Below are 25,413 nucleotides of genomic sequence, written 5' to 3' on the forward strand. Positions count from 1 at the left end.
AATGCTTAAAGGTTTTCGATGTAAGAAAGTGTCTGAATTTTGTCTTTTTCAATCTGTTCTTTTAATAATAACAGCGAATCAAATTTTTCTTCACTCCGTATCCGTTGGTATATGGCAACGGTAATTTTTTGGTCATATAAATCGCCTGCAAAATTTAAATAATGAATTTCAACAGATAATTGTTCCTCGCCAACAGTTGGGTTATGACCAATATTCATCATGCCAAATACGGTTTGATTGTTGATCTCACTCGATACAACATACACTCCTTTGGACGGAATAAGTTTGTAATCTTCTTCAATTTTCAGATTAGCGGTGGGGAAACCAATTGTTCTTCCCAGCTGTTTACCTTTAATAACGGTTCCTGTTAAAAAATACTGGTATCCCAGGTATTTATTGGCTAAAAGCATTTCGCCTTCCTGAATAGCATTTCTGATTTTTGTAGAACTTACCGAGATAGCATTGATTTCCTGAGCCGATATTTGTTCTACTTCAAAGCCGTATTTTTCTCCAAATTCAATAAGATTGTTGATATCGGCAGTTCTGTTTCTTCCAAAACGATGATCGTAACCAATGATTATTTTATGAATTTTAAATTGTTCTACAAGCACAGTTCGTACAAAATCTTCTGCAGTTAATCTGGAGAAAATTTCATCAAAAGGGTGAATGACAAGATTTTGAATTCCTAATTGTTCTAAAAGCAGTATTTTTTCAGACATAGTATTCAGAAGTTTTATTTCTGAACGTTCCTGTAAAATCATTCGGGGGTGTGGAAAAAAAGTAAGAACAAGGCTCTCATACTTTTCATCCTGAGTATTCTGAATTACTTTTTCCAGTATTTTTTTATGCCCAATATGTACTCCGTCAAAGGTGCCTAAAGTAAGGATAGTTTTTTTGGGAGAACTGAAATCTTTTATAGAATGAAAAATCTTCAAAGTAAATATTTTATAATAGTGCAAATTTATACTATCTAATTTAAATTTGATACTCTGCTTATTCTATTTTTGAGGATTTATGCTCTTTGTAACAAAAAACCAAATTTAATTTAAGTATTGCGTTTGTTTTGGCTGTTTAATTAAGACAGGAAGTTGAATATTTTAGTTTAAATACTTTATTTTTGAAACTTAAATTTAAGCTAATCATGAAAATAAATAGTCTGCTCCTCTTTTTTTTATTGTGGTTTTCAGTGACTCATGCCCAGGAAAAAAAAACATGGACAAGAATTAGTCCGTCGGCTACAGAAAAATTGGGTGGAAAATCAGATTCAAAATCTGCTGTTTTATTTCGATTAGACGAAGAAACTTTAAAAACGAAGCTTAAAAGCGTACAGGATACCAAGCTTCCGGATACTTCGATGGAGATTACAATTCCGAATTCGAATGGTGATTTAGAAAAATTTACTATTCACGAAGATTCTAATTTTGAACCGGAACTTCAGGCAAAATATCCTGATATTCGTTCTTATTCCGGTACTGGAATTACAGATGCATCGGCTGTTTTAAACTTTAGTATGTCGCCATCAGGGATTCAAACCATGATTACCAGAAAAGGGAATCAGGTGGAGTTTATAGAAAAAGATACAGCAAATAAAGCGGTATATGTCGTTTTTGATTCGGAAAGCAAACTTAAGGAAAGACTTCCTTTTAGTTGTACCACTGCTGAAGAGTCTGGTGTAACTAAAAAGAATGCTCAAAATGCTAAGTTGGTTTCCAGTGATAAAAAATTTAGAACTTTACGCTTAGCCTTGTCTTGTACCGGAGAATACGCTGTTTATCATGGAGGCACCATAAACGGAGCATTAGCTGCTATGAATGCAACTATGACAAGAGTAAATGCTGTTTTTGCAAGAGATCTGGCTGTCAAATTGCTTCTTATAGCGACCAATAATCAGCTAATATATACGAATGCTGCTACTGATCCTTACTCAGCAGCGGAGGCAGGAGTAGGTAATGAGGATACTGCCGGAGTCTGGAGTTCTGAATTACAAAATAATTTAAACTCCGTTATTGGGAGTGCTAATTATGACATAGGGCATTTGTTTGGTGCAACTGGTGGTGGTGGAAATGCAGGCTGTATTGGCTGTGTTTGCGAAGCTGCTAAAGGAAGTGCTTATACTTCTCCGTCTAATGCAAGACCGGAAGGAGATAGTTTTGATATTGATTTTGTAGCTCATGAAATGGGACATCAGTTAGGAGCTAATCATGTTTTTTCTTACGAGATAGAAAATACCGGAGTAAGTGTGGAGCCGGGAAGTGGTTCTACCATTATGGGATATGCCGGAATTACTACTGATTATGATGTAGAACAACGTTCGGATGCTTATTTTTCGTTTGCAAGCATCAGTCAAATTCAAACTAATTTAGCTACTAAAACATGTCCTGTAATCACTGCTATTAGTGGTAATACGCCAACAGTAAATGCAGGAGCGGATTATACTATTCCAAAAGAAACGGCTTTTGTTTTAAAAGGAACGGGAGGTTCTTCGGCTGCTGTGACGTATGTTTGGGAGCAAAATGATTCGGCTACATCTGCCGATGGAGATTCGAGTGTGGCTTTAAGTACAAAAACTAACGGGCCGCTTTTTCGCTCTTTTCCCCCTGTAAGTGCTCCAGTACGCTACATGCCCAGTCTTGAAAATGTTTTGGCCGGAAGATTGACCTCCAGATGGGAATCGGTTGCTGCGGTTTCCAGAACCCTTCATTTTGTTTTAACAGCCAGAGATAATGCCGCAGAAGGTTTGGCTCAGACGCTTTCGGATGAAATGGTGGTGAATGTAAATGCGGCAACAGGACCTTTTGAAATTACGTCTCAAAACACAGAGGATTTAAGTTGGTTTCAGAATACACAAAAAATAATTGAATGGAATGTGAATGGAACAAATGCTTTGCCGGGTTCGTCCAAAGTAAATATTAAACTTTCAACAGATAATGGAGTTACTTTTCCTGTTACTCTTGCTTCCGCTGTAGTTAATGATGGTTCGGAGACTATTACCGTGCCGAATGTTTCTTCGCAATTTTGCAGAATTTTGATAGAACCCACAGAGAATATTTATTATGCTGTTAACAGTAAAACATTCACAATTGGATATACCACTGAATCGGATTGTCAGACTTTCAATATTCAGGGTGCTCCTTTTGCCATTCCTGAATCCGGAAGCTTTGCTACTAAAGTGATAACAGTCCCTGCTACAGATTCTTTTGTAACCGGTGTAACGGTGGATATAGATGTTTCTCACAGTTATTTTTCGGATGTACAGATGGAATTACTGAGTCCGCAAGGAACGGTGGTTAAATTGTTTTATAATGGCTGCAGCAGTACTAACGGGCAATTGTTATTGCGTTATGATGATGCAGGATCTGATTTGGTTTGTGGAAATGCGACTTTGCAAACCGTAGCTCCTTTGGGTGTTTTGGGGGATTTTATAGGCGAAAATGCAACAGGGAACTGGACGCTTCGTTATAGGGATATTTTTACTAGTGATACCGGAACGATTAATTCGGCATCGATTGCTATTTGCACCCAAAAATATACCTTAATTCCATTCGAAGAAATAAATAAGGATTTAATAGTAAGTTCAAAGAATAATGATGGTAATTTTAATGTGAAATATATTAGTACTTCTGCTGCTAGTGAAATCCAGATTTTAGTTTTTGATAGTACCGGAAAAAGATTGTTTGATACTAAATACCCCAATAACGGCGACTTTAGTCAGGATATTCAATTGTTATGGAAGCCTCAGGCGGGAGTTTATTTTGTACACATGATTGATGGCGGTGTAAAGAAAACAGCTAAAATTATAATTAAGTAATTAAAAGTGTTTGTAATAAAAAAGCAGGAAAACAAATTGTGTTTTCCTGCTTTTTTATTTTCCGTTAAAAGTAGTCATGGTGTTTTCTAATCCGGCGGTTCCAAAAGATTTAATAATTTCAGAAGCTGTTTCCAGTCGCTCCGGGAGAGCTTCATTTTCGGCTGCATTCCATTCTCCTAAAACATAGTCTACTTGTCGGCCTTTTTTAAATTCGTCACTAATGCCAAAACGAAAACGGGTATATTGATTGGTGTTTAAAACCAGATTGATGTTTTTTAAGCCGTTATGACCACCATCGCTGCCTTTAGGTTTGACGCGGATGGTGCCAAAAGATAAGTTTAGATCGTCGGTGATGACAAAGATGTTTTCTAGAGGGATGTTTTCTTTTTCCATCCAGTATTGTACCGCTTTTCCACTTAGATTCATGTAAGTGTTGGGTTTTAAGAGTAGAAAAGTCCTTCCTTTGAATTTGTATTCGGCTAGTGAACCCAGCTTTACAGTTTGGAAATCAAGTCCTTCTTTTCGGGCTAAATAATCCAATACTTTAAAACCGATATTGTGACGTGTGTTTACATATTCGGCACCAATATTGCCTAGCCCTACAATTAGAAATTTCTTCATAGTATCTGTTTTGTCTGCTGTTTTTTTGGGTAAAAATAGCTGATTGATCCATTTTAACATGCTGCAAAAATAAGTATAAATTTTAATTACAATGTCAATTACAATGTCAATGTTAATTTGAATAATCTATTGAGCATGATGTTGATCGCTTCTGTTTTGTACATTGCAATTGTAATTGGTTTTTTGTCATTGATATTGTTTCAAAAAAAAAGCACCAATCTTTCGATTGATGCTTTTAAGTATGATTGAAAAAAGATTATTTTTTCTTTCCTTTTGCAGGTGCTTTTGCTGCTTTTGCTGCTTCCTGAGCTGCTTTCATAGCCGCACGAGACATCTTCACCTGACAAATAACTGTGTTGTCCGGGTGCATGATTTTAAAATCAGGAGTAGGTACTTTAGTTACATATAACTTGTTACCCATGTCAAGCGGAGTGATATCAGCTTCAACAAAATCAGGAAGATTTTTAGGTAAAGCTTTAACTTTTAATTTACGGTTGTTGATACGTAAATCTCCACCAGCCATAACTCCTTTAGAGTTACCAGTGATTTTTACAGGAACTTCAATAGTGATTTCTTTGTCATCATACAATTGAAAAAAGTCAATGTGTAAGATTCTTTCAGAAACCGGGTGAACCTGAATGTCTTGTAAAATAGCATTGAATGATTTTCCGTTAGCTAATTCAATCACAACTGTGTGTGCGTTTGGAGTGTAAACCAAGCTTTTGAATGCTTTTTCTTCTGCTGAAAAATGAACTGGTTGATCTCCTCCGTATAACACGCAAGGAACCGCTCCAGCATTACGTAAGGCTTTAGTAGCAACTTTGCCCACGCTTTCTCTTTCTGATCCTTTAATTGTAATCGATTTCATTTTAAATATTTATATAGTTATTAATTAAACTCTTTTTTAGTTCCAAGTACTGGACTTAGACTGTTTATTTTGTAGTGAGATTGCTTCGTTCCTCGCAATGACTACATGATAAACTTCCCACTAATGGAATTGTTGTGTTGTACCATTTGCATTACTTCGGCAAAAAGTGGTGCACAACTCACGACTCTAATTTTCTTTGATTCTTTCTTTAATGGGATAGAATCCGTAACAATTAATTCGCTTAGTTTTGATTCTTCTATTCTTTCATAAGCTTTGCCAGATAAAATAGCGTGTGTACATATAGCTCTAACGCTTAATGCACCTCTTTCTATCATTAGGTCAGCGGCTTTCGCCAATGTTCCTCCTGTGTCAATCATGTCATCAACCAGAATTACATTTCTGCCTTTTACTTCACCAATTAATTCCATGGTGTCGATAACATTTGCTTCTTTCCTTTGTTTGTAACAAATAACCACATCCGACTCTAAGAATTTAGAATAAGCATACGCTCTTTTAGAACCTCCCATATCAGGAGAAGCAATGGTTAAATTTTCTAACTTAAGGCTTTCTACGTATGGTAAAAATATAGTGGAAGCAAAAAGATGATCTACCGGTTTTTCAAAGAATCCCTGAATTTGATCTGCATGTAAATCCATGGTCATGATTCTTGTTGCTCCTGCAGCTTCCAGCATTTTAGCAATTAGTTTTGCTCCAATCGGAACTCGGGGTTTGTCTTTTCTGTCTTGTCTTGCCCAGCCAAAGTAAGGCATAACTGCAGTAATGTGTCTGGCTGAAGCGCGTTTTGCAGCATCAATCATTAATAATAACTCCATCAAATTATCCGTATTTGGAAAAGTAGAGCAAACAATAAAAACGCGTAAACCTCTTATGGATTCTTCGTAAGAAGGCTGAAATTCCCCGTCACTATAGTGTGACATTGACACTTTACCTAATGGAATACCGTATTCTTTCGAAATTTTTTCAGCTAGATAGACACTTTGTGAACAAGCAAAAATTTTAGCTTCCGGTTCTTTTTGTGACATTTAATTTGTTGTTTTTATTCCGCTGCGCTCTATATAATTCGGCTTTGTCTTTTTTCTAAAGCTAAACATGTATAAATGCCTCGGGTGGAGTTAGTTAGTATATGCTGTTTTTAACGAGCTGCAAATTTAGAAAATTAATTTGACTGTGAAAGTAAAATTTTCAGATTTTTTCTTAGAATCTTTCATAATATTTTTTACATTTGCACCGTGTTAAAGGAAAGACTTTTAGTCTTAGGATTAGATTTTCTTTATTGCGTTGAGACAATTGTTTTTGTCTCTGTCTGCTAAGCCCGGATGGCGGAATTGGTAGACGCGCTGGTCTCAAACACCTGTGGGAAACCGTGCCGGTTCGACTCCGGCTCCGGGTACAAAAGCCTCTTCGAAAGAAGGGGCTTTTTTTGTTTTATCTTTTTTTTGGGCAAATAGTAGATCCGTAAACAGTCTTCGTCCGGGCGTTTTATTTGGAATAGAAAAACAAAACAATATTTATTTCCAGAATTGATTTTTTGGGTTATTTCTGTTCTAAAAGCCCATTTTTAGTCATTAATGCCAATTTGCCCCCGTTATTTTATCTTAATACCCCTCATCTCTTTTGTAGTGATGTTTAAATTTGTAGTTTAGATATTTGTTGATTATTTGGCTTTATATTTTGAGTTAAAGTATTTTTTTTGAGTATTTTTTTTCAATAGTGTATATAAAATGAATTTTGAATAAGACTTCTAAAATTTTAAATTTTAAAACCCAAGTAATATAAAGAGAATTAAATGAAAAATGTTGTACTGTCGCTTGCTCTGTTTTTAAGTTTGCAAATTAATTTTGCTCAGACTAATGAATGGGAAAATCCTCAAGTTTTAGATAGAGTAAAAGAATCCGGAAGAAGTTCCTTTTTATTATTTAGTAATGAAGCGGAGTTGAAAACGAACAATCCTCAAAAATCAGAATTGTATCAAAGTTTAAATGGAAACTGGAAATTTAATATTGTTAAAAATCCTTCGCAGCGACCAATGGATTTTTTTGCAGCTAACTTAGATGAGAGCAACTGGAAAAATATTCAAGTGCCTTCAAACTGGGAGATTGAAGGTTATGATATTCCTATATATACTAATATTACGTACCCATTTCCTAAAAATCCTCCTTTTATAGGTGGCGATTATAATCCTGTGGCAAGTTATAGACGTAATTTTACTGTTTCGGATTCTTGGGATGACAAAGAAATTATACTTCATTTTGCTTCCATTACAGGTTATGCCCGAGTTTTTTTGAATGGAAAAGAAGTAGGAATGACTAAGGCTTCTAAAACTCCAGCCGAATTTAATATTACTTCTTTCCTGAAAAAAGGAGAGAATTTAATTGCTGTTCAGGTATTTCGCTGGCATGATGGAAGCTATTTAGAAGATCAGGATTTCTGGAGATTAAGCGGCATCGAGCGTGATGTTTATTTACAGGCTATGCCTAAAACTACGGTTTGGGATTATTTTGTGAAAAGTGAATTGGACAATCAATACAAAAATGGAATTTTTAATCTGGATGTAACCTTTAAATCTTTCGAAAATAATAAAATAAAAAATCCAGCTGTAAAAGTGGATTTGTTTGATGATGAAGGTAAAGTTGTTTTTTCAGAAAGTAAAAAAGTAAACACTAAAGAGCCAAAAATCAGCTTTCAGAAAACCATAGAAAATGTAAAGCAATGGAATGCTGAAACACCTAATTTGTACCAATATACCATTACTTTACTCGATAATAAAGGGAAAGTACTGGAGATTATTTCTAAAAAAACAGGTTTTAGAAAAGTAGAAATTAAAGATGCTCAATTATTAGTTAATGGCAAAGCCGTTTTAGTAAAAGGAGTCAATATTCATGAACACAGTGATACTAAAGGGCATGTTCCTGATGCTGAATTAATGGTGAAAGACCTGCAGTTAATGAAGGAATACAATATTAATGCTATCAGAATGTGTCATTATCCACATGATCCTCAATTTTATGATTTATGTGACGAATATGGTTTTTATGTAGTTGATGAGGCCAATATAGAAACGCATGGAATGGGAGCAGAGTGGCAAGGTGGGTTTGACCAGTCAAAACATCCTGCTTATTTGCCGGAGTGGGCGCCAGCTCATTTGGACAGAATTAAAAGAATGTTTGCAGTAGATAAAAATCATCCGTCAATTATTGTTTGGTCGTTAGGGAATGAATGTGGAAACGGGACTGTTTTTTATGATGCTTACGATTGGTTAAAACAAGTAGATTCTACTCGTCCGGTTCAGTTTGAACAGGCGGGAGAAAATAGAAATACTGACATTGTAGCTCCTATGTATCCTAGTATTAAGAGCATGAAAGAATATGCAGCAGCCGATAAAAAACGTCCATACATTATGTGTGAGTATTCGCACGCTATGGGAAATAGTAGCGGGAATTTTCAGGAATATTGGGATATTATTAGCAGCAGTAAGCACATGCAAGGTGGTTTTATTTGGGATTGGGTTGATCAGGGATTGAAAACTAAGAATGAAAAAGGAATTACTTTTTGGGCTTACGGAGGAGATTTAGGTGGAGAAAAATTGCAAAATGACGAAAATTTTTGTGCTAATGGTTTAGTGAGTGCCAATAGAATTCCGCATCCAGGCTTGTTTGAAGTTAAAAAAGTGTATCAAAACATTCAATTTCAGTTGGATGATAAAGCTAATTTAGCAGTAACGAATCATTTTAATTTCACCAATCTTTCTAATTATATTTTTAAATGGGAATTGATTAAAAATGGCGAAAAAGTAAAGTCGGGAGAATTTAATTTGGATGTAAATCCTGAAGAAACTAAAAAAGTAGCTTTAGACTTAGGTTCGATTGAAGATTATTCAGAATGTTATGTGAATGTATTTGCTTTATCAAAATACGAAGCTCCTTTAGTTGCTAAAGGACATGAATTTGCCAGAGAACAATTTGCAATAGGTAAAGGCAATTATTTTAAAAATAATGCCATGGCTTCAAAAAGTCCTGCTAAGTTGAAGTATTCTGAAAAAAACAAAGTGCTTTCTTTTGAAACTGCAGCAGTTACCGGAGAATTTGATTTGCAAAAAGGAGAAATTGTAAAGTATGCATTGAAAAATGATACTAATACTATAATTTCAAATTTCCCAACGCCTTATTTCTGGCGTGCACCAACGGATAACGATTTTGGAAGTAAAATGCAAAACAAATTGGTTGTTTGGAGAGAAGCTCATAAAAATCCAACTGTGGTAAGTGTCAATTTAGATAAAAAATCTTCAGAAGGTTTGCTTGTAAAAGTGGCTTATCAATTAGAGAAAGTTGGCGTTCCTTACACGGTAGATTATTTGATTCAGAATGATGGTTCGGTAAAAATTACTGCGTCTATTGATATGGCGGGGAAAGAATTGCCTGAGTTGCCTCGTTTTGGAATGCGTTTAAAACTAAACGGAACTTATGATAATTTGAATTTCTACGGAAGAGGACCTTGGGAGAATTATTCTGACAGAAACACGGCTTCGTTTATGGGAACTTATTCAGATAAAGTAATTAATCAATATACCAGAAATTATATTCGTCCGCAGGAGTCGGGCTATAAAACCGATGTTCGATGGGTGACTTTGAAAAATGATAAGGGGCAAGGATTGAAAATTGAAGGGCAGCAGCCTATTGGTTTTAGTGCATTAAATATTCCAACAGAAGATTTGGATCCCGGTAAATCTAAATCGCAACGCCATCCTTCTGATTTGGATTTAGATTCTAAAGAAGCGGTTTATCTGCATTTAGATTATAAACAAAGAGGTGTTGGAGGTGATGATAGTTGGGGAAGTTTGCCGCATAATGCGTATCGATTATTGGATAAAAAATATACTTATTCGTATATAATTTCATTAGTTAATTAATTTAGTGGTTTTTTTTGTGTGTTTATTTAGAGAACCTATGATATTTATTCATAGGTTTTTCTACTTTTAGGGTTTAAACCACCCGCTCTTTTTATCGCTGATGTAAAAGGATCTTTGAGCGAAACCTGATATTTGAATAAAATATTCCTAACCAACTAACCAAAGTGTATTTTGATAAATAGAATGCTACTGTTTTTAATGCTTTTGATCTCTTTTGCGATTAATTCGCAGCGTGTACCTAAGCTCCCTGTTTCAGGTTATAGCCAGGAGAAGTATGATATTGGGTACATTGGTATTGAAAACGGATTAGCTAATAATGCAGTAACTTCTGTTTATAAAGACAAGCGGGGTTTAATGTGGTTTGGTACTTATGATGGGATAAGCAGGTTTGATGGGTATAATTTTTCTAATTACAGGAATGAACCTAATGATCCCAATTCATTGATCAATAACAGAATTGTTAGTATTTGCGGGACACAAAATGAGATTTGGATTGGAACCAAAAATGGTATCAGTGTTTATAGTTATTTAACAAATCAATTTAGTAAAAGATATTGTTTAAATCCAAAAACGTCTAAGAAGGAACTTATTGATGTAGCAATTAATGCTATTAAAGATTATAAATCAAATATATATATTGCCAGTGCCGGTAAAGGGTTGATTTTTTGTTCAGGGAAGGAACAAAAAATGAGTACGATTCCGCTGTATGTAAATGGTAAATTGCAGTGGGATTATCATGTTCAGGGAATTGATTTTGATCCATCAGGTAATTTATGGGCCTTTGTTCAGGGAGTTGGAATTGTGATTATGGAACCTTCGGCAAAGAAATTATCAGTTGTTTATTCGGATGTTTTAAGTGGTGGCTGTGTTTTTTATGATGGGTTTTCTAATTTTTGGGTAGCTATAGAAGGTGGATTAATGAAGTACAATACGGTTGCTAAAACACCTCGTATTTATTATAATCCAGAGGTTCAAAATCCCATTTCCGATTTAATGTATAAACCAGATACTAAGGAACTCTGGATGGCTACTAATGGAAATGGAGTTGTTAGGTATAAGTTTGCTTCGGATACGTTTTCTTTGGTAAACAATAGTTTAGGTGAAGAAAAATTAAACAGTAACGCTATTTCCTCCCTATGTTTAGATAGCGAAAATCGGGTTTGGATAGGTACTTTAAGAGGAGGTGTAAATAGGGTGGAGAGTAGAAAAACTCCTTTTACAACTATTTCAAAAAACGAAAAATTGTCCAATACGTTACCTAGTAATTTTATTCTTTCGTTTTGTGAACAAGACAGTAATCACCTCTGGATAGGTACTGATGGTGCCGGAGCCAGTTTATGGGATAAAAAGAGCAATGTATTTACTAATTATTCTTTTAATCCGGACAATCCTAATTCGCTGGCAAATAATTTTGTTGCCACTATTGTAAAGGATGAAAAAGGAGTTTGGTTTGGAACTTATGGAGGAGGCGTTTCTCTTTTTAATTCCAAGACTCGAAATTTTAAGCGATACCAACTTTTTAATCTAAAATATAATATTGTTCAAAGGAATATCTGGGTACTTTTTAAAAGTAAAGAAGGTGTATTGTGGGCTGGGTCTCCTGATGAAGAAGGCTTGTATCGTTATAATAATGCTACTGATCAATTTGACTTTGTTGATGCTAAAATCAGTGGAATTGTTTCCATGACTGAGGATTTACAAGGTAATCTTTGGTTAGGGAACTTTACCACATTGATTAAACTTAATCCCAAAACATTAAAACGCCAGGAAATTGATGTAAAATATCCTGTGCGGTCTATCGTTTCCATCTCTGCAATTAAAATGCTTGTAGGTACCGAAGGTGGAGGTTTAATGATTTTTAATCCTCAAACTTTAGAGAGAAAATTTTTAACTCAGGCAGATGGAATTCCTAACAATTCAGTTCTTAATATAGTTCGGGATAATAAAGGAGCCTATTGGTGTAGTACTTACAATGGAATTTTTGTATACCATACCAATAATGAAAAAATAAGCAGTTATCATGATGCTGACGGACTTCAAAGCAATCAGTTTAATTACAATGCGGCGCTCAAACTTTCTACGGGGGAAATCGTTTTTGGAGGAATTAAAGGCTTTAATGTTATTGATACCAAAATAAATAGCCAAATTCACGACTTTCCAAAACTAATAATTACTTCGATAAAAGTAAATAATAATGCTTTAGAACAATCTGGTGTAACTGTTTTTGGGATTGATAAATTAAAACTTTCATATGATGAGTCGATGCTCAATATTGAATTTGCAGCATTAGAATACAGCTTGCCTGAAAAAATTTCCTATGCTTATTTTCTAGAAGGATGGGATTCCCAATGGCATTATGTTGATAACATAAGAACGGCTAATTATTCCCGGTTAACCGAAGGAAATTATGTCTTGAAAATCAAATCTACAAATGCAGAAGGGATTTGGAATTCTAAAACCCTTACATTACCTATTACAATTTTGCCTCCATGGTATAGAAGTAATTTAGCCTATTTTCTATACGTATTAGTAATTGCTTTTGTGATTTATATTGTTGATAAATACCAAAGAAAACAAGCCCAACTTAAATATGAAGTACAGCTTTCTCAAAATTTAGCTAAACAGGAAAAAGAATTAAATGAAAAAAAACTCACCTTTTTCACGAATATTTCTCATGAATTTAGGTCGCCTTTAACCATGATTATAAATCCTTTGAAGGATATAATTTATGGAGATAAACAACAAATAGATTCTAGTGCTATAGAAATGGTGTATAGCAATTCGAGAAGATTGCTAAGTCTGGTAGATCAGTTGTTGCTTTTTAGAAAAACAGAAACCGAGACCGGAAAACTTAAAATCGCAAAAATTGATATTGTAGAACTTGCTAAAGAAGTTTTTAGCTGTTTTGTACATCATGCCAAAACGAAAAAAATAGATTATAGTTTTAGTATTTCGGAAGAAAAGGTCTTTGTGTATGTAGACAGGGAAAAAATGGAAATGGCCTTGTTTAATTTAGTTTCGAATGCTTTAAAATTCACAGAAAAAGAAAATGGAGCTGTTGCAGTTAATTTACGTTGTTTAGATCACGAATTGATTATAAATGTAGTTGATAATGGTGAGGGAGTTTCGGATGATGATAAAGAGAAAATATTTAATTTGTTTTATCAATCCAGTCGAAATATTAAAAACAACCGAAAAGGATTTGGTATTGGTCTTTATTTGGTCAAACAGTTTGTTAATCAACATCATGGAGAAGTACGCTGTTATGATAATGAAAAAGGAGGTGCTACATTTGAAATTAAATTGCTTTTAGGAAAAGAACATTTTGGCGATATAGAAATACGGGAAGATTTAAGTGACAGAACTTTATTTTTAGAAGAAGCTCTAAAAGATAAAGTAATACAGGAAAATGTATTAGAAACAATTGAAGATTCAGAAATTGATAATGATTTAGTAAAGGATGCCAAAAGTATTTTGGTAGTAGATGATAATCAGCACATCAGAAATTATTTAAAACAAATATTAGCTTCAAAATATCGGATTACTGCGGTAGAAAGTGCCGAAGCTGCATTGGCTGTCATTAGAAAAATACAGCCTGATTTAATTATTTCGGATGTGGTTATGGGCGATATGAATGGTGTGGCTTTTTGTAAACATATAAAAACAGATGAGGAGCTGAAACACATTCCTATAATATTGCTAACAGGAGGAGGAACATCTGAAGACGTAAAACTCAAAGGAGCCGAAGTAGGAGCTGATGATTATATTACAAAACCATTTGATAATGATTATTTGTTAGCCCGAATTAACGGAATCCTAACCCGCCGTGATAGTGAGCAGAATTATTTGCTTAATTCCGTTACAAAAAATGTTGCAAGTCCAAAATTGTCAGACGAGGATAAAAAACTAATCGATAGAATTGTGGAGATAATAGATGCCAATTTAGATGTCGAAAGTTTTAATGTAAAAGATTTGGCAATTGAGTTAGGAATGAGTCATTCCTTGGTTTATAAAAAAATCAAAAAAATTACAGGAAAGTCAGTTTCAGAATTTACAAGAAGTGTCCGTTTAAGAAAAGTGGCCACCTTGTTAATTACAACCGATTTGCAGATAAGTCAGGCAGCTGCATTGGCAGGTTTTGGGGATATAAAATATTTTAGAAAACAGTTTCAACAGTTTTATAATATGAATCCTTCTGATTTTAAGAAAAAATATCAAAATATAAAGGATAATAAATATATATTGAATGAAAGTTTCTGGAAATCAACATAAATTATAAGTTAAACAAATAAAAATTTAGATAAATTAATATGAATAATTATTTTAAAAAGGCTGTTTTATTGGGGTTGGTATATTTTGTGGCTCTTAATAGTGTACAATCACAATCAAAAAAACTGCAAAAAGATTCGCCTGAAAAAGTAAGAGCATTTTTTGTTTCTTCATTGGTGAAAATTGGAGATCCTGTTCTGGTGGCATTAAGCAAAAATGAATTAAAAAAGAACATGCCTGTAGAAAAATCACCAGGTGCCTGGGACGATAGAAAACATGTTACTTATCTCGAAGCTTTTGGCCGATTATTGTCAGGAATGGCTCCTTGGTTAGAACTTGGTGCTGATGAAACTCCTGAAGGGAAATTAAGAGCAAAATATATCGATTTAGCTCAAAAATCCATTCATAATGCGACTGATCCTAATGCCGCGGATTTTATGAATTTTGTAAATGACAGACAACCTCTGGTTGATGCTGCTTTTTTTGCACAAGCTTTACTTCGTGCACCAAAACAACTCTGGGAGCCGCTTGATGCAGTGACTAAAGAGAATGTTATTAAAGCTTTGAAATCATCCCGGGTTATTAAACCGTATCAAAGTAATTGGTTGCTTTTTGCCGCTATGGTAGAAGCAGCAATAATTAAATTTGATAAAGATGAAGATAAAGAGCGTTTGAGTTATGCTTTAGATCAACATAAAAAATGGTATTTAGGCGATGGAACTTATGGTGACGGTCCTGATTTTCATTGGGATTATTACAATAGTTTTGTGATTCATCCGATGCAATTGGATATTTTTAAAACGCTTAATGAAACAAGTGATAATTATAAAACCGATTTTAAAACGGAATTGGAAAGGGCTAAACGTTATGCAGCTATTCAGGAACGCTTAATTTCTCCCGATGGGACTTATCCTCCTATTGGTCGATCATTAGCATATCGATTTGGAGCTTTTCAACTTTTATCGCAAATTGCACTTTGGAAAGAATTACCAAAAGAAGTTACTCCGGCTCAAGTGCGTTCGGCATTATATACCATGATTCATAATCAATTGAATGCAGCAGGAACTTTTGATGAAAATGGCTGGCTTCAAATAGGTTTTTATGGTCACCAGCCTAATATTGGCGAAGGCTATATTTCCACAGGTAGTTTGTATCTGTGTTCAGAAGCATTTTTGGTTTTGGGTCTCCCAGCTACCGATTCTTTTTGGAGTGCTCCTTATCAGCCTTGGACCCAAAAGAAAATTTGGTCAGGACAAGAAATCCCAATTGATCATGCTTTAAAATAAAAAATACCAATAATCTAATATATTTATTATGAATTTTAAAAACTCATTTTTTGTTCTAATTACTGCGGTTTCTCTAGTGGTTGTTAGTTGTAAAAGTACCGCTCTAAAACAAAAAAGCGCTATTAAAGAATCTAAAAAAGAAGTAATTGCTATTATTGATAAAGTTAACAATCGTTGGCAAGATACCCATCCTGAATTGGGGAATGCGTTCTGGAATGTAGCGGCTTATCATACCGGGAATATGGAAGCTTATAAGGCGACTAAAAACAAAAAATATTTGGATTATTCGAATGCCTGGGCGGAGAAAAATCAATGGATGGGAGCCAAATCTACAAATAAATCCGAATGGAAATACAATTATGGAGAAACCGATAAGCATGTGCTGTTTGGTGACTGGCAAATTTGTTTTCAAACCTATATTGATCTGTACAATTTTACAGGAAAGAAAGATACTCATAAAATTGCTCGTGCCCGGGAGGTTATGGAATACCAAATGAGTACTGTTGCTACTGATTATTGGTGGTGGGTTGATGGCTTGTATATGGTAATGCCGGTGATGACCAAGTTGTATCATGTGACTGGCAACGAAATGTATTTAGAAAAACTGCATACTTATTTAACACATGCTAATGGTATTATGTATGACGAGGAATCGAAATTGTATTTTCGTGATGCTAAATATGTCTATCCGAAACATAAAAGTGCCAACGGTAAAAAAGATTTTTGGGCAAGAGGAGACGGATGGATTTTTGCTGGCTACGCCAAAATTATTCAGGATTTACCAAAGAATGCGAAACACAAACAAGAATATATCAATCGTTTTAAAGATATGGCTGAGTCATTGGCGGCAGCCCAACAAAAAGGAGGCTATTGGACAAGAAGTATCTTAGATCCGGAACATGCTCCGGGACCCGAAACCAGCGGAACGGCATTTTTTACTTATGGTTTTTTATGGGGAATTAATAACGGAATTTTAGATAAAGCAACTTATTTGCCTGTTGTGGAGAAATCATGGAATTATCTGATTCATTTTGCTCTTCAGGCAGACGGTACAGTAGGCTACGTTCAGCCGATAGGTGAAAAAGCAATTCCGGGTCAGGTAGTTGATAAAAACTCCACTGCTGATTTTGGTGTGGGTGCTTTTTTATTAGCTGCATCCGAGATGTCTCGTTTTGTAAAATGATTTAGTTACGGTTTTAAAAATAAAAGTTAAAAAAACGGTCTTGTTTCAAATGAAATGAGACCGTTTTTTTAACTTTTATTTGGCATTCTCCTAATTTTAAAAGTTTTTTATCGTAGTTTACTTTCTTAATTGTTTGATTATTGTATAAAATTATTATTATTTTTTTAATACACGTGTAAAAAAAACCGTTTTTTTGTTTTAATTTCTGATTTACCCCCCTTTTTATATCAAAATACCCCTCTTCTGACTTATGCGCTTGTGTTAGATTTGTAATGTGAATTATATGTTAAATAGTGGTTAAGGTAAATTTAATGAGAACATTGAATAGCTTGAAACGATTTAAGAAATAATTGGAGTGTTTTAATTAGATGTATTAAATAATGTTGTCAAAAAACATATAGGGAACTACTCTCTTTTTTTTAAGTGTTAAATAAACATTTATTTTATTTAACTATGTAATATATTTTTCAAATCATACTAACTAAATTCTAAAATTTTAACTATATGAAATAACCTTTAAAAAAAAAACACTAACAAGTTTATCTGTGAGAGTATATTAGAAGCAGATAAAAAATTTAACTAACCATTAAAATTAAAACCATACATGACAAACTTTATTAAAATAAAGAAAAAAACTCATAGTGTTTTAGAGTTTGATTTAAAAAAGAAACTGACAGCATTGTTAATTTTACTTTCTTTATCTCAGATTCAGGCACATGAATTTAAAGTTACAAGTGTAACAAAACTAAAAGTAGCCCAACAACAAAGAACAATTAGCGGGCAGGTAACAGATGAAAATAATTTGCCAATTCCAGGAGCGACAGTAGTTGTTAAAGGAACCCAAAATGCAGTAATGACTGATTTGGATGGAAAATTTACTTTAAAAATTAACGAAGGAGACAAAATATTAGTAGTTTCTTTTGTTGGTTATGAGCCAACAGAAACTCTAATTTTAACAAAGTCAGTTTTCGAAATCAATATTAAACCTAGTTTAGAGGGTTTGAAGGAAGTTGTGGTTGTAGGTTTTGGAACTCAGAAAAAAGCCAGTATGGTGAGTTCAATCACAACAATTAATCCTAAAGAATTAAAAGGACCTACCAGCAACTTAACCAATATGCTTGCAGGAAGAATTGCAGGTATGGTAGCTTACCAAAGAAGTGGAGAACCAGGTCGTGATAATGCAAACTTTTTTATTCGTGGTTTGGGTTCATTTGGCTCAGGAGCTTCAAATCCTTTAATCTTAATTGATGGTATTGAATCTACTACAACTGATATGGCACGTTTGCAACCCGATGATATTGATGCTTTTTCGGTGCTTAAGGATGCTGCTGCTGCTGCAGTTTATGGTGCTCGTGGAGCCAATGGAGTGGTATTAATTACTACTAAAATGGGTAAAGATGGTATTACTAAATTTAATTTCAGGACAGAAACCAGAATGTCTTCTAATTCCAGGAATTTTAAATTTGCTGATAACATTACTTATATGAAATTAGCTAATGAGGCGGTAAGAACTCGTAATCCTTTGCTTGGAGATGTATATAATCAAAATAAAATTGACAGAACCGCCGCTGGAGATGATCCTTATTTATATCCAAGTAATAATTGGATAGATGAATTAATTAAAGATTATACTATTAATCAAGGTTATAATTTAAGTATTAGTGGAGGTGGACAAAAAGCAAGGTATTATGTAGCGGGTACTTATAATATTGATAATGGAGTTTTAAAAGTAGATGAATTGAATAATTTTAATTCTAATATTAAATTAAGAAATTATTCTTTGCGATCCAATGTGGATATGACATTGACGCCTACTACTAAAGCAATTATTCGTTTTTATGGTCAATTTGATGATTATAGTGGGCCAATTAGTGGATTTGATCGTAGTAATCCTCCAAGACGAGTATCAGGTGGGGCACATATTTTTAATCTTGCTATGTGGTCTAATCCAGTGGCATTTGCTAAAGTATATCCTTCCAGTTATTTACCTTTTATTGATCATCCCTTATTTGGAGGTGCTTTGTCCGGAGGAACTGAAGGGTCAATTTTAGTCAATCCTTATGCTCAAATGGTTAAAGGATATGAAGTATCTAAAGCTTCAACAATACAAACACAAGTTGAATTGCAGCAGGATTTAAAAGGAATAACTCCGGGTCTTAGCGCTAATGCCATGGGGTATGTAAGAAGGTATTCTTATTTTGATGTAGCCAGACAATACAATCCTTTTTATTATCAATCCTTTATAAGTCCTGTTACTGGAGAACTAGATTTGAGAGTATTAAATGATGGAGGGCCAGGTTCTATAGGGCTAGTAGGAACAGAATTTTTAGGATTTGCTCAAGGAGATAAAAATTTAGATTCTCGTATTTATCTCCAAACAACTATTAATTATAACAGAACTTTCAATGAGAAACATGCAGTAACAGGGATGTTGACCAATTTATTGTCAAGTTTTGAGCAAGGTAATGCGGGAACAATTCAGAGTTCTCTACCAGCCAGAAATCAGGGGATTTCAGGTAGGTTTACTTACGGTTTTGATAGTAAGTACCTTGCTGAGTTTAATTTTGGTTACAATGGATCAGAAAGATTTGCGCAAGGAAATCGTTATGGTTTTTTCCCTTCATTTGGTTTGGCGTATCATCTTTCTAATGAAAAATTTTGGGAACCTATTAAGGATGTAGTAACTAATTTTAAAATCCGTACTACTTATGGTTTAGTAGGGAATGATCAGATTGGTAATGTAAACGATCGTTTCTTTTATTTATCAAATGTTACTATAGGTGATGGTAGTTTTGGTTCTTCTTTTGGGGAACAATATGGGTATTATCAGCCTGGAGTATATGTTGGACGTTATGCTAATAATAATATAGGTTGGGAAGAATCTAAGCAAATCAATTTAGGTTTGGATTTAGAATTGTTTAAATCGTTGAATTTTATAGTAGATGTGTATCAGCAAAATCGTACTAATATTCTTCAGGATAGAAGTAATATAGGTGCAACTATGGGATTAACCGCAGTGCCAGTGGCTAATTTTGGAGAAGTTGAAAGTAAAGGAATGGATGTTGCTGTAACTTATAACAAACAATTTAATAACGATTGGTACACTCAGTTGAGAGGTAATTTTACCTATGCAACCAATAAAATTTTAGTTTATGACGAGATTAAATTCCCTGGAGAAATGGCTTATCGTTCTCGCATAGGTCAGAATATCAACCAGACCTATGGGTATATTGCTGAGCGTTTGTTTGTAGATCAAAATGAGGTGGATAACTCACCAATGCAATTTGGAGATTATTCAGGAGGTGATATTAAATACCGTGATGTTAATGGTGATGGTGAAATTACGGAGTCAGATAAGGTGCCTATTGGGAATCCAACTGCTCCGGAGATAGTGTATGGATTTGGTGGAACAGTAGGATATAAGAAATTTGATTTTAGTATTTTCTTTCAGGGAGTGGCTCGTACATCATTTTTTATTAATCCAAGAAATATTGCGCCATTTGTGTTAGAAGGTTCTTATCAAAATAATTTATTAGATGTTATCGCTCAGGATCACTGGTCGGAAAATAATAGAGATTTATATGCTTTCTGGCCTAGATTGAGTAACACATTTGTTGATAATAATAATGAAGTATCCACTTGGTGGATGCGAAATGGTGCCTTTTTAAGATTAAAATCAATCGAACTAGGGTATAATGCTCCGGATGAATTTATTTCTAAAATAGGAGTTAAGGGCTTGAGAATTTATTTTAGTGGAAATAATCTTGCCGTTTGGAGTAAATTTAAGTTGTGGGATCCGGAGATGGGCGGTAGTGGTTTAGGATATCCAATCCAATCGGTTTATAATTTGGGACTAAAAGTTGATTTTTAAAAAAAGAAGAAGTATGAAAACTAAAAATAGTATAGTAAATAAAAGTTTCCAAAGGCTTCAAAAAGTTTTTGGAGTTTCAATGGTAGTGCTTTGTTCAATAGGATTAGAATCCTGTGAAAATAGTTTTTTAGATGTAGTTCCGGATAATGTTACTACAATAGAAAACGCTTTTAAGTTGCGAAATGAAGCCGAAAAGTATTTGTTTACCTGTTATGCATTTATTCCTAAAAATGGGGATGGTGTCTATAATATAGGAATGTTGGCAGGAGATGAAACATGGGTATCAGCTAACCGTGCCTCTGTTACCAGTTACGCTTTTAATATTGCTACCGGTACGCAAAGAAAAGCACAACCTTATATGAATGCATGGGAAGGTTATTATCAGGCAGCTGGACCTGGAGATCGTTATCCACTTTTTGACGGAATCAGACATTGCAATGTTTTTCTTGAAAATGTAGAAGATAGAACTAAGGTTCCGGATTTGGCTGAAGGAGAACGCTTAAGATGGTTAGCTGAAGCTAAATTCCTAAAAGCCTATTATCATTATTATTTAATGCGTATGTATGGGCCAATTCCTGTTATTCGTGCTAATGTTCCAGTTGATGCACCAAATGATCAAATTCAGGTATCAAGAGAGCCGATAGACTCAACTGTTGATTATTTAGTGAGTTTGTTGGATGAAGCTGCAGTTGGTTTGCCCCCTATAATTGCAGATACTCAAAACGAGTTGGGTAGAATTACAAGACCAGCAGCTTTGGGAATAAAAGCTGAACTCTTATTAATGGCAGCTAGTCCTTTATTTAATGGTAATGCTGACATGGCAGGACTTATTGGTAAAGACGGAACTCCTTTGTTTAATCCCGTATATGATGCTGCTAAATGGAAAAGAGCTTCAGATGCTGCAAAAGAAGCTATTGATGTTGCCGAAGCTAATGGGCATAAAATATTCTATAAAAATGATGTTGGGTTCACTATTTCTCAAACTGCAAAAACCAAGTTAGACATTACTCAGGCAGTAACGGAGCGATGGAATGATGAGTTGATATGGGCAAATCCTAATAGTCGTACTTATGAATTACAACGCCTTTGTATGATGCCTTTGGCTACTACAGTTAATCATTCTCAGGCTAGAAAAATATTCTCACCTACCTTAGAATCGGCAATGAATTTTTACACTAAAAATGGAGTGCCTATTGAGGAAGATAAAACCTTGACTTTTGGAGATATTACTGAATTAAGAGAAGCCACTGCAGCAGATAAATTCAATATTAGAGAAGGCTATAGAACCTCAGTTATCAACTTTGATCGTGAGCCTCGTTTTTATGCCGATTTAGGTTTTGATGGAGCTATTTTCTATAAGTCATCTAGTGGATCTGATGAAACGAAAGAAGTTATACGAGCAAAATTTGCAGATTATGCAGGTAGTTCAGACGCCTTTGACTTTAATGTAACAGGTTATTACATTAAAAAATTGATCAACTGGGAACAAACTTTTGGAGGAGGAACCATGTATAAAGATTATGCCTGGCCTGAATTGCGTTTGGCTGATTTGTACTTGATGTATGCCGAAGCACTTAATGAAGCTGAGGGAACTGCTGCTACAAATGAAGTTTTACAATATCTGGATGCAATTCGTACTCGTGCAGGCTTGAATGGAGTTGTTGATTCATGGACAAATTTTTCTAATAATCCAACTAAGTATACAACTAAAGAAGGAATGCGTGAAATTATTCATAGAGAACGCAGTATTGAAATGGCTTTTGAAGGCAAGAATTACTGGGACATTAGACGTTGGAAAAAAGCAACTCAGGAATTTAACGAGCCTGTGAAAGGATGGAATGTTTTTGGAGTTTCTGAAGCTAGTTACTATCAAATAGTAACATTAAGTCAACAACGTTTTGTAGCTCCTAGAGATTATTTCTGGCCTATTGACGAATTTACACTTATTCAAAATCCTAACTTGGTTCAAAATCTAGGTTGGTAATAATCATAAAAAAAATAAAATTATGAAACGAATTATAAAATCATCCCTAAGGATATTTATGTTGTCTCTAATTGTAACTTTTGCAGCTTGTAGTGAGGACCAGGGTCCGAAACCTTTAGAAAGTAATTCTAATGCACCAGCTGAAGTAACAAATGTTGTAATTGAGAATTTACCGGGAAAAGCAAAACTTACATATACTTTGCCATCAGACGAAGATTTATTATACATTGTTGCTCGGTATACTTTAGAGAATGGAACACCTATGGAAGTGAAAGCTTCTTACTATTCTAATTCTATGCTTTTAGAAGGTTTTGCAGGACAATCACCCACTGAGATTAAAATTTATGCAGTTAATAGAAGCGAAGCCGAATCTAATCCTGTTTCCGTTACGGTAGCTCCATTAAAAGCACCAATTTTTGATATTTTTGACTCATTAATAGCTCAGCCAGATTTTGGAGGTATTCGTATTACGGCCGATAACCCAACAAAAGAAGAAATAGGAATCTTAGTGATGCAAAAAAATATTCAGGGAGACTGGGTACCACTTCGTACCAGTATTTATACCTCAGTTGATGAAGTTAAACAAAGTTTAAGAGGCTTTGAGCCTGTTGATCAGGAATTTGCAATTGTGGTAAGAGACAAATGGTTGAATTACACGGATACTTTGGTTACAAACATTGAGCCATTATTTGAGCAATTAATGCCTAAATCTGGGTTTGTTGGAGTTAAACTACCAAATGATGCTAAAACGATAGATAATGCTTATCCAATTTCTAATTTATTTGATGGTCAGTTTTTAGAATATTGGGGATCTTATTTTACAGATAGAACCATTGATGTTGGAAATCATTTAGTGACTTTTGATATAGGAAAAGCAACTAAATTAAGCCGTTTGAGACTTTGGCAATTCTCAGAACCTATTGGAGGTCAAAGATTGTATTACTATTTAGGAGCTATGAAAAAGTTTAGGATTTGGGGTAGTAATACCTTAAATGATGGTACGTTAGATAGCAATTGGACTTTAATGGGTGAATATGAAATTAAAAAACCTTCCGGATTGCCTTATGGTCAAGAAAATAATGATGATCTTTTAGCTGCCAGAGATGGTGCCGATTATGAAGTTGCTTTAGATAAGCCTGCAGTTCGTTATCTAAGAATTGAATGTCTTGAAAACTGGATTGGTGGTAAATTTATGGCTGTTTCAGAAGTTCATGTATATGGTAATCCTAATTTTTAATATTAAATAAAAAGCAATGAAAAATTTAAGGAATATTTTAATAACAGCTTTTGCTACAATTTTAATTGTGCTAGTACATTCATGTTCTAGTAATGCAGATGACTATTTGAAATTTACAGAAGGCGGAGCTATCTCATATACAGGTAAAATGGATTCATTAAAAATATTACCAGGTAGGGATAGAATAAAAATTGAAGGACTTATTATTTCAGATCCTAAAGTTTCTGAATTGAGAGTCTATTGGGATACTAAAAAAGATTCTGTTGTAATACCAATTAATAGAACTTCAGGAGTTGATATGGTTTCTACTTTTATAGAGAATCTTCCGGAGAATATTTATAATTTCGAAGTAAAAACCTTTGATGCTAAGGGGAATAGTTCTGTTTCTCAGTACATTACAGCCCAGACTTATGGTACGCGTTATCAGGCAAGTTTAACAGATAGAAAGATTGTAAATAGTAGTTTGTCAAGTGATTTATCACTTACAATTAATTTTGCCACGATGGATTTAACTACAGGTGCATTTGCTACAGAAATAGTATATACAGATGGCTCTGATGTAGAACATACCATAACAGTTCCTGTTACACAAAATCAACTAGTAGTACCAAATTATAAAATAGGGAGTAAGTTTAAACAACGTTCCTTGTTTTTACCCGTTAAAACTGCTATAGATACATTTTATACAGATTTTGTTTCGAAAGATCCTCAGGTTATCGATCTTACTTATTTGATTAAAAATAATAAACGTCCATTTGTAGCGTCTTCTTTTTCTGGCAGATGGGGTACTTTAGCGGATTGGACAACTAACGATGCTTGTAAAAACCATGACGGTTATGGTGGTATCGATTTTGGATGTTGCGGTAATCCTCCTGCTACAATAAATTTGGAATCTGGTTGGGGTTCACCAGTGATTACTAATGGTAAAATATACCAAACGATAACATTAGAAGCGGGGACTTATATTTTTAATGCTCCTTTGTTAGCATCTGGCAGTGGTCTTAATAGTGGTTATACATTATCTGATTATGTGTATTTAGCAGTGGCAAAAGGTAGTATATTACCTGATTCTAGTGGTGGAGTACTTGAAACAGATCCTTCAACTTTAGGATTTAAAAGAATAGTGAATACTATGAATTCAGAAAGTGCAGTTATTACCTTCACAATTACACAATCGGAACAAATAACATTAGGTATTTCAACAACACAAGGAAATGAAAGATATGGTCATTTTTTATCTTTCAGTTTGTTTAAAAAGAATAATTAATTTATTGGTTGATTAGTAGTGGAAATGGCATGTAGTTCTAAATTACATGCCGTTTTTTTAAATATAATTATTCCAAAACCACTAAAAACCAG

13 protein-coding genes and 1 tRNA gene are annotated in these 25,413 nt (G+C 34.3%); 10 read left to right on the plus strand and 4 right to left on the minus strand.

The genetic code is table 11. The annotated features are described in order from the left end of the window. Positions 1-5 precede the first annotated feature (5 nt). Complete coding sequence (locus BUB89_RS05995; RefSeq protein WP_073242918.1) at positions 6-935, minus strand: bifunctional riboflavin kinase/FAD synthetase; 930 nt, start codon at positions 933-935, stop codon at positions 6-8. 206 nt (positions 936-1,141) lie between these two features. On the opposite strand from BUB89_RS05995, the gene BUB89_RS06000 reads away from it, so the two are divergent. Continuing rightward, the gene (locus tag BUB89_RS06000; protein ID WP_073242920.1) at positions 1,142-3,808 is read left to right on the plus strand and encodes a reprolysin-like metallopeptidase; all 2,667 of its coding nucleotides are present in this window, start codon (positions 1,142-1,144) and stop codon (positions 3,806-3,808) included. 54 nt (positions 3,809-3,862) lie between these two features. Here the strand turns inward: BUB89_RS06000 and pth are convergent, their stop codons facing one another. The 3 genes from pth to BUB89_RS06015 form a co-directional block, all read right to left on the minus strand. Beyond that, positions 3,863-4,489 (minus strand): aminoacyl-tRNA hydrolase, encoded by a 627-nt coding sequence (pth, locus tag BUB89_RS06005; RefSeq protein ID WP_073242922.1) that lies wholly within the window; start codon positions 4,487-4,489, stop codon positions 3,863-3,865. Between the two features lie 196 nt (positions 4,490-4,685). Then, positions 4,686-5,297: a 50S ribosomal protein L25/general stress protein Ctc gene (locus BUB89_RS06010; protein ID WP_073242924.1), complete on the minus strand. Its 612-nt coding sequence runs from the start codon at positions 5,295-5,297 to the stop codon at positions 4,686-4,688. A 101-nt stretch (positions 5,298-5,398) separates the two neighbouring features. After that, entirely contained in the window at positions 5,399-6,340 is a 942-nt protein-coding gene (locus tag BUB89_RS06015; RefSeq protein WP_073242926.1) for a ribose-phosphate pyrophosphokinase, read from the minus strand. A 288-nt stretch (positions 6,341-6,628) separates the two neighbouring features. On the opposite strand from BUB89_RS06015, the gene BUB89_RS06020 reads away from it, so the two are divergent. From BUB89_RS06020 to BUB89_RS06060, 9 genes are all read left to right on the plus strand, one after another. Next, positions 6,629-6,708, plus strand: a tRNA-Leu gene (locus tag BUB89_RS06020). Between the two features lie 396 nt (positions 6,709-7,104). Continuing rightward, positions 7,105-10,224 (plus strand): beta-galactosidase, LacZ type, encoded by a 3,120-nt coding sequence (locus tag BUB89_RS06025; RefSeq protein WP_073242928.1) that lies wholly within the window; start codon positions 7,105-7,107, stop codon positions 10,222-10,224. Between the two features lie 183 nt (positions 10,225-10,407). Further along, positions 10,408-14,496, plus strand: coding sequence for a hybrid sensor histidine kinase/response regulator transcription factor (locus tag BUB89_RS06030; protein WP_083552542.1), 4,089 nt, complete (start codon positions 10,408-10,410; stop codon positions 14,494-14,496). A 38-nt stretch (positions 14,497-14,534) separates the two neighbouring features. Then, positions 14,535-15,779, plus strand: a complete 1,245-nt coding sequence (locus BUB89_RS06035; RefSeq protein ID WP_073242932.1) for a DUF2264 domain-containing protein — start codon at positions 14,535-14,537, stop codon at positions 15,777-15,779. A 28-nt stretch (positions 15,780-15,807) separates the two neighbouring features. Further along, complete coding sequence (locus BUB89_RS06040; RefSeq protein ID WP_083552545.1) at positions 15,808-16,962, plus strand: glycoside hydrolase family 88/105 protein; 1,155 nt, start codon at positions 15,808-15,810, stop codon at positions 16,960-16,962. Positions 16,963-17,566: 604 nt separating this feature from the next. Then, on the plus strand, positions 17,567-20,833 hold the full coding sequence (locus tag BUB89_RS06045) for a SusC/RagA family TonB-linked outer membrane protein (protein WP_083552548.1): 3,267 nt from the start codon (positions 17,567-17,569) through the stop codon (positions 20,831-20,833). A 13-nt stretch (positions 20,834-20,846) separates the two neighbouring features. After that, positions 20,847-22,817, plus strand: coding sequence for a RagB/SusD family nutrient uptake outer membrane protein (locus BUB89_RS06050; RefSeq protein WP_083552565.1), 1,971 nt, complete (start codon positions 20,847-20,849; stop codon positions 22,815-22,817). 22 nt (positions 22,818-22,839) lie between these two features. Further along, on the plus strand, positions 22,840-24,054 hold the full coding sequence (locus BUB89_RS06055; RefSeq protein ID WP_073242934.1) for a DUF5000 domain-containing lipoprotein: 1,215 nt from the start codon (positions 22,840-22,842) through the stop codon (positions 24,052-24,054). Positions 24,055-24,070: 16 nt separating this feature from the next. After that, positions 24,071-25,321, plus strand: a complete 1,251-nt coding sequence (locus BUB89_RS06060) for a DUF4998 domain-containing protein (protein ID WP_083552551.1) — start codon at positions 24,071-24,073, stop codon at positions 25,319-25,321. Positions 25,322-25,413 lie beyond the last annotated feature (92 nt).

Origin of the sequence: Flavobacterium flevense, assembly GCF_900142775.1 — a bacterium.
Classification (GTDB): Bacteria; Bacteroidota; Bacteroidia; order Flavobacteriales; family Flavobacteriaceae; genus Flavobacterium; species Flavobacterium flevense.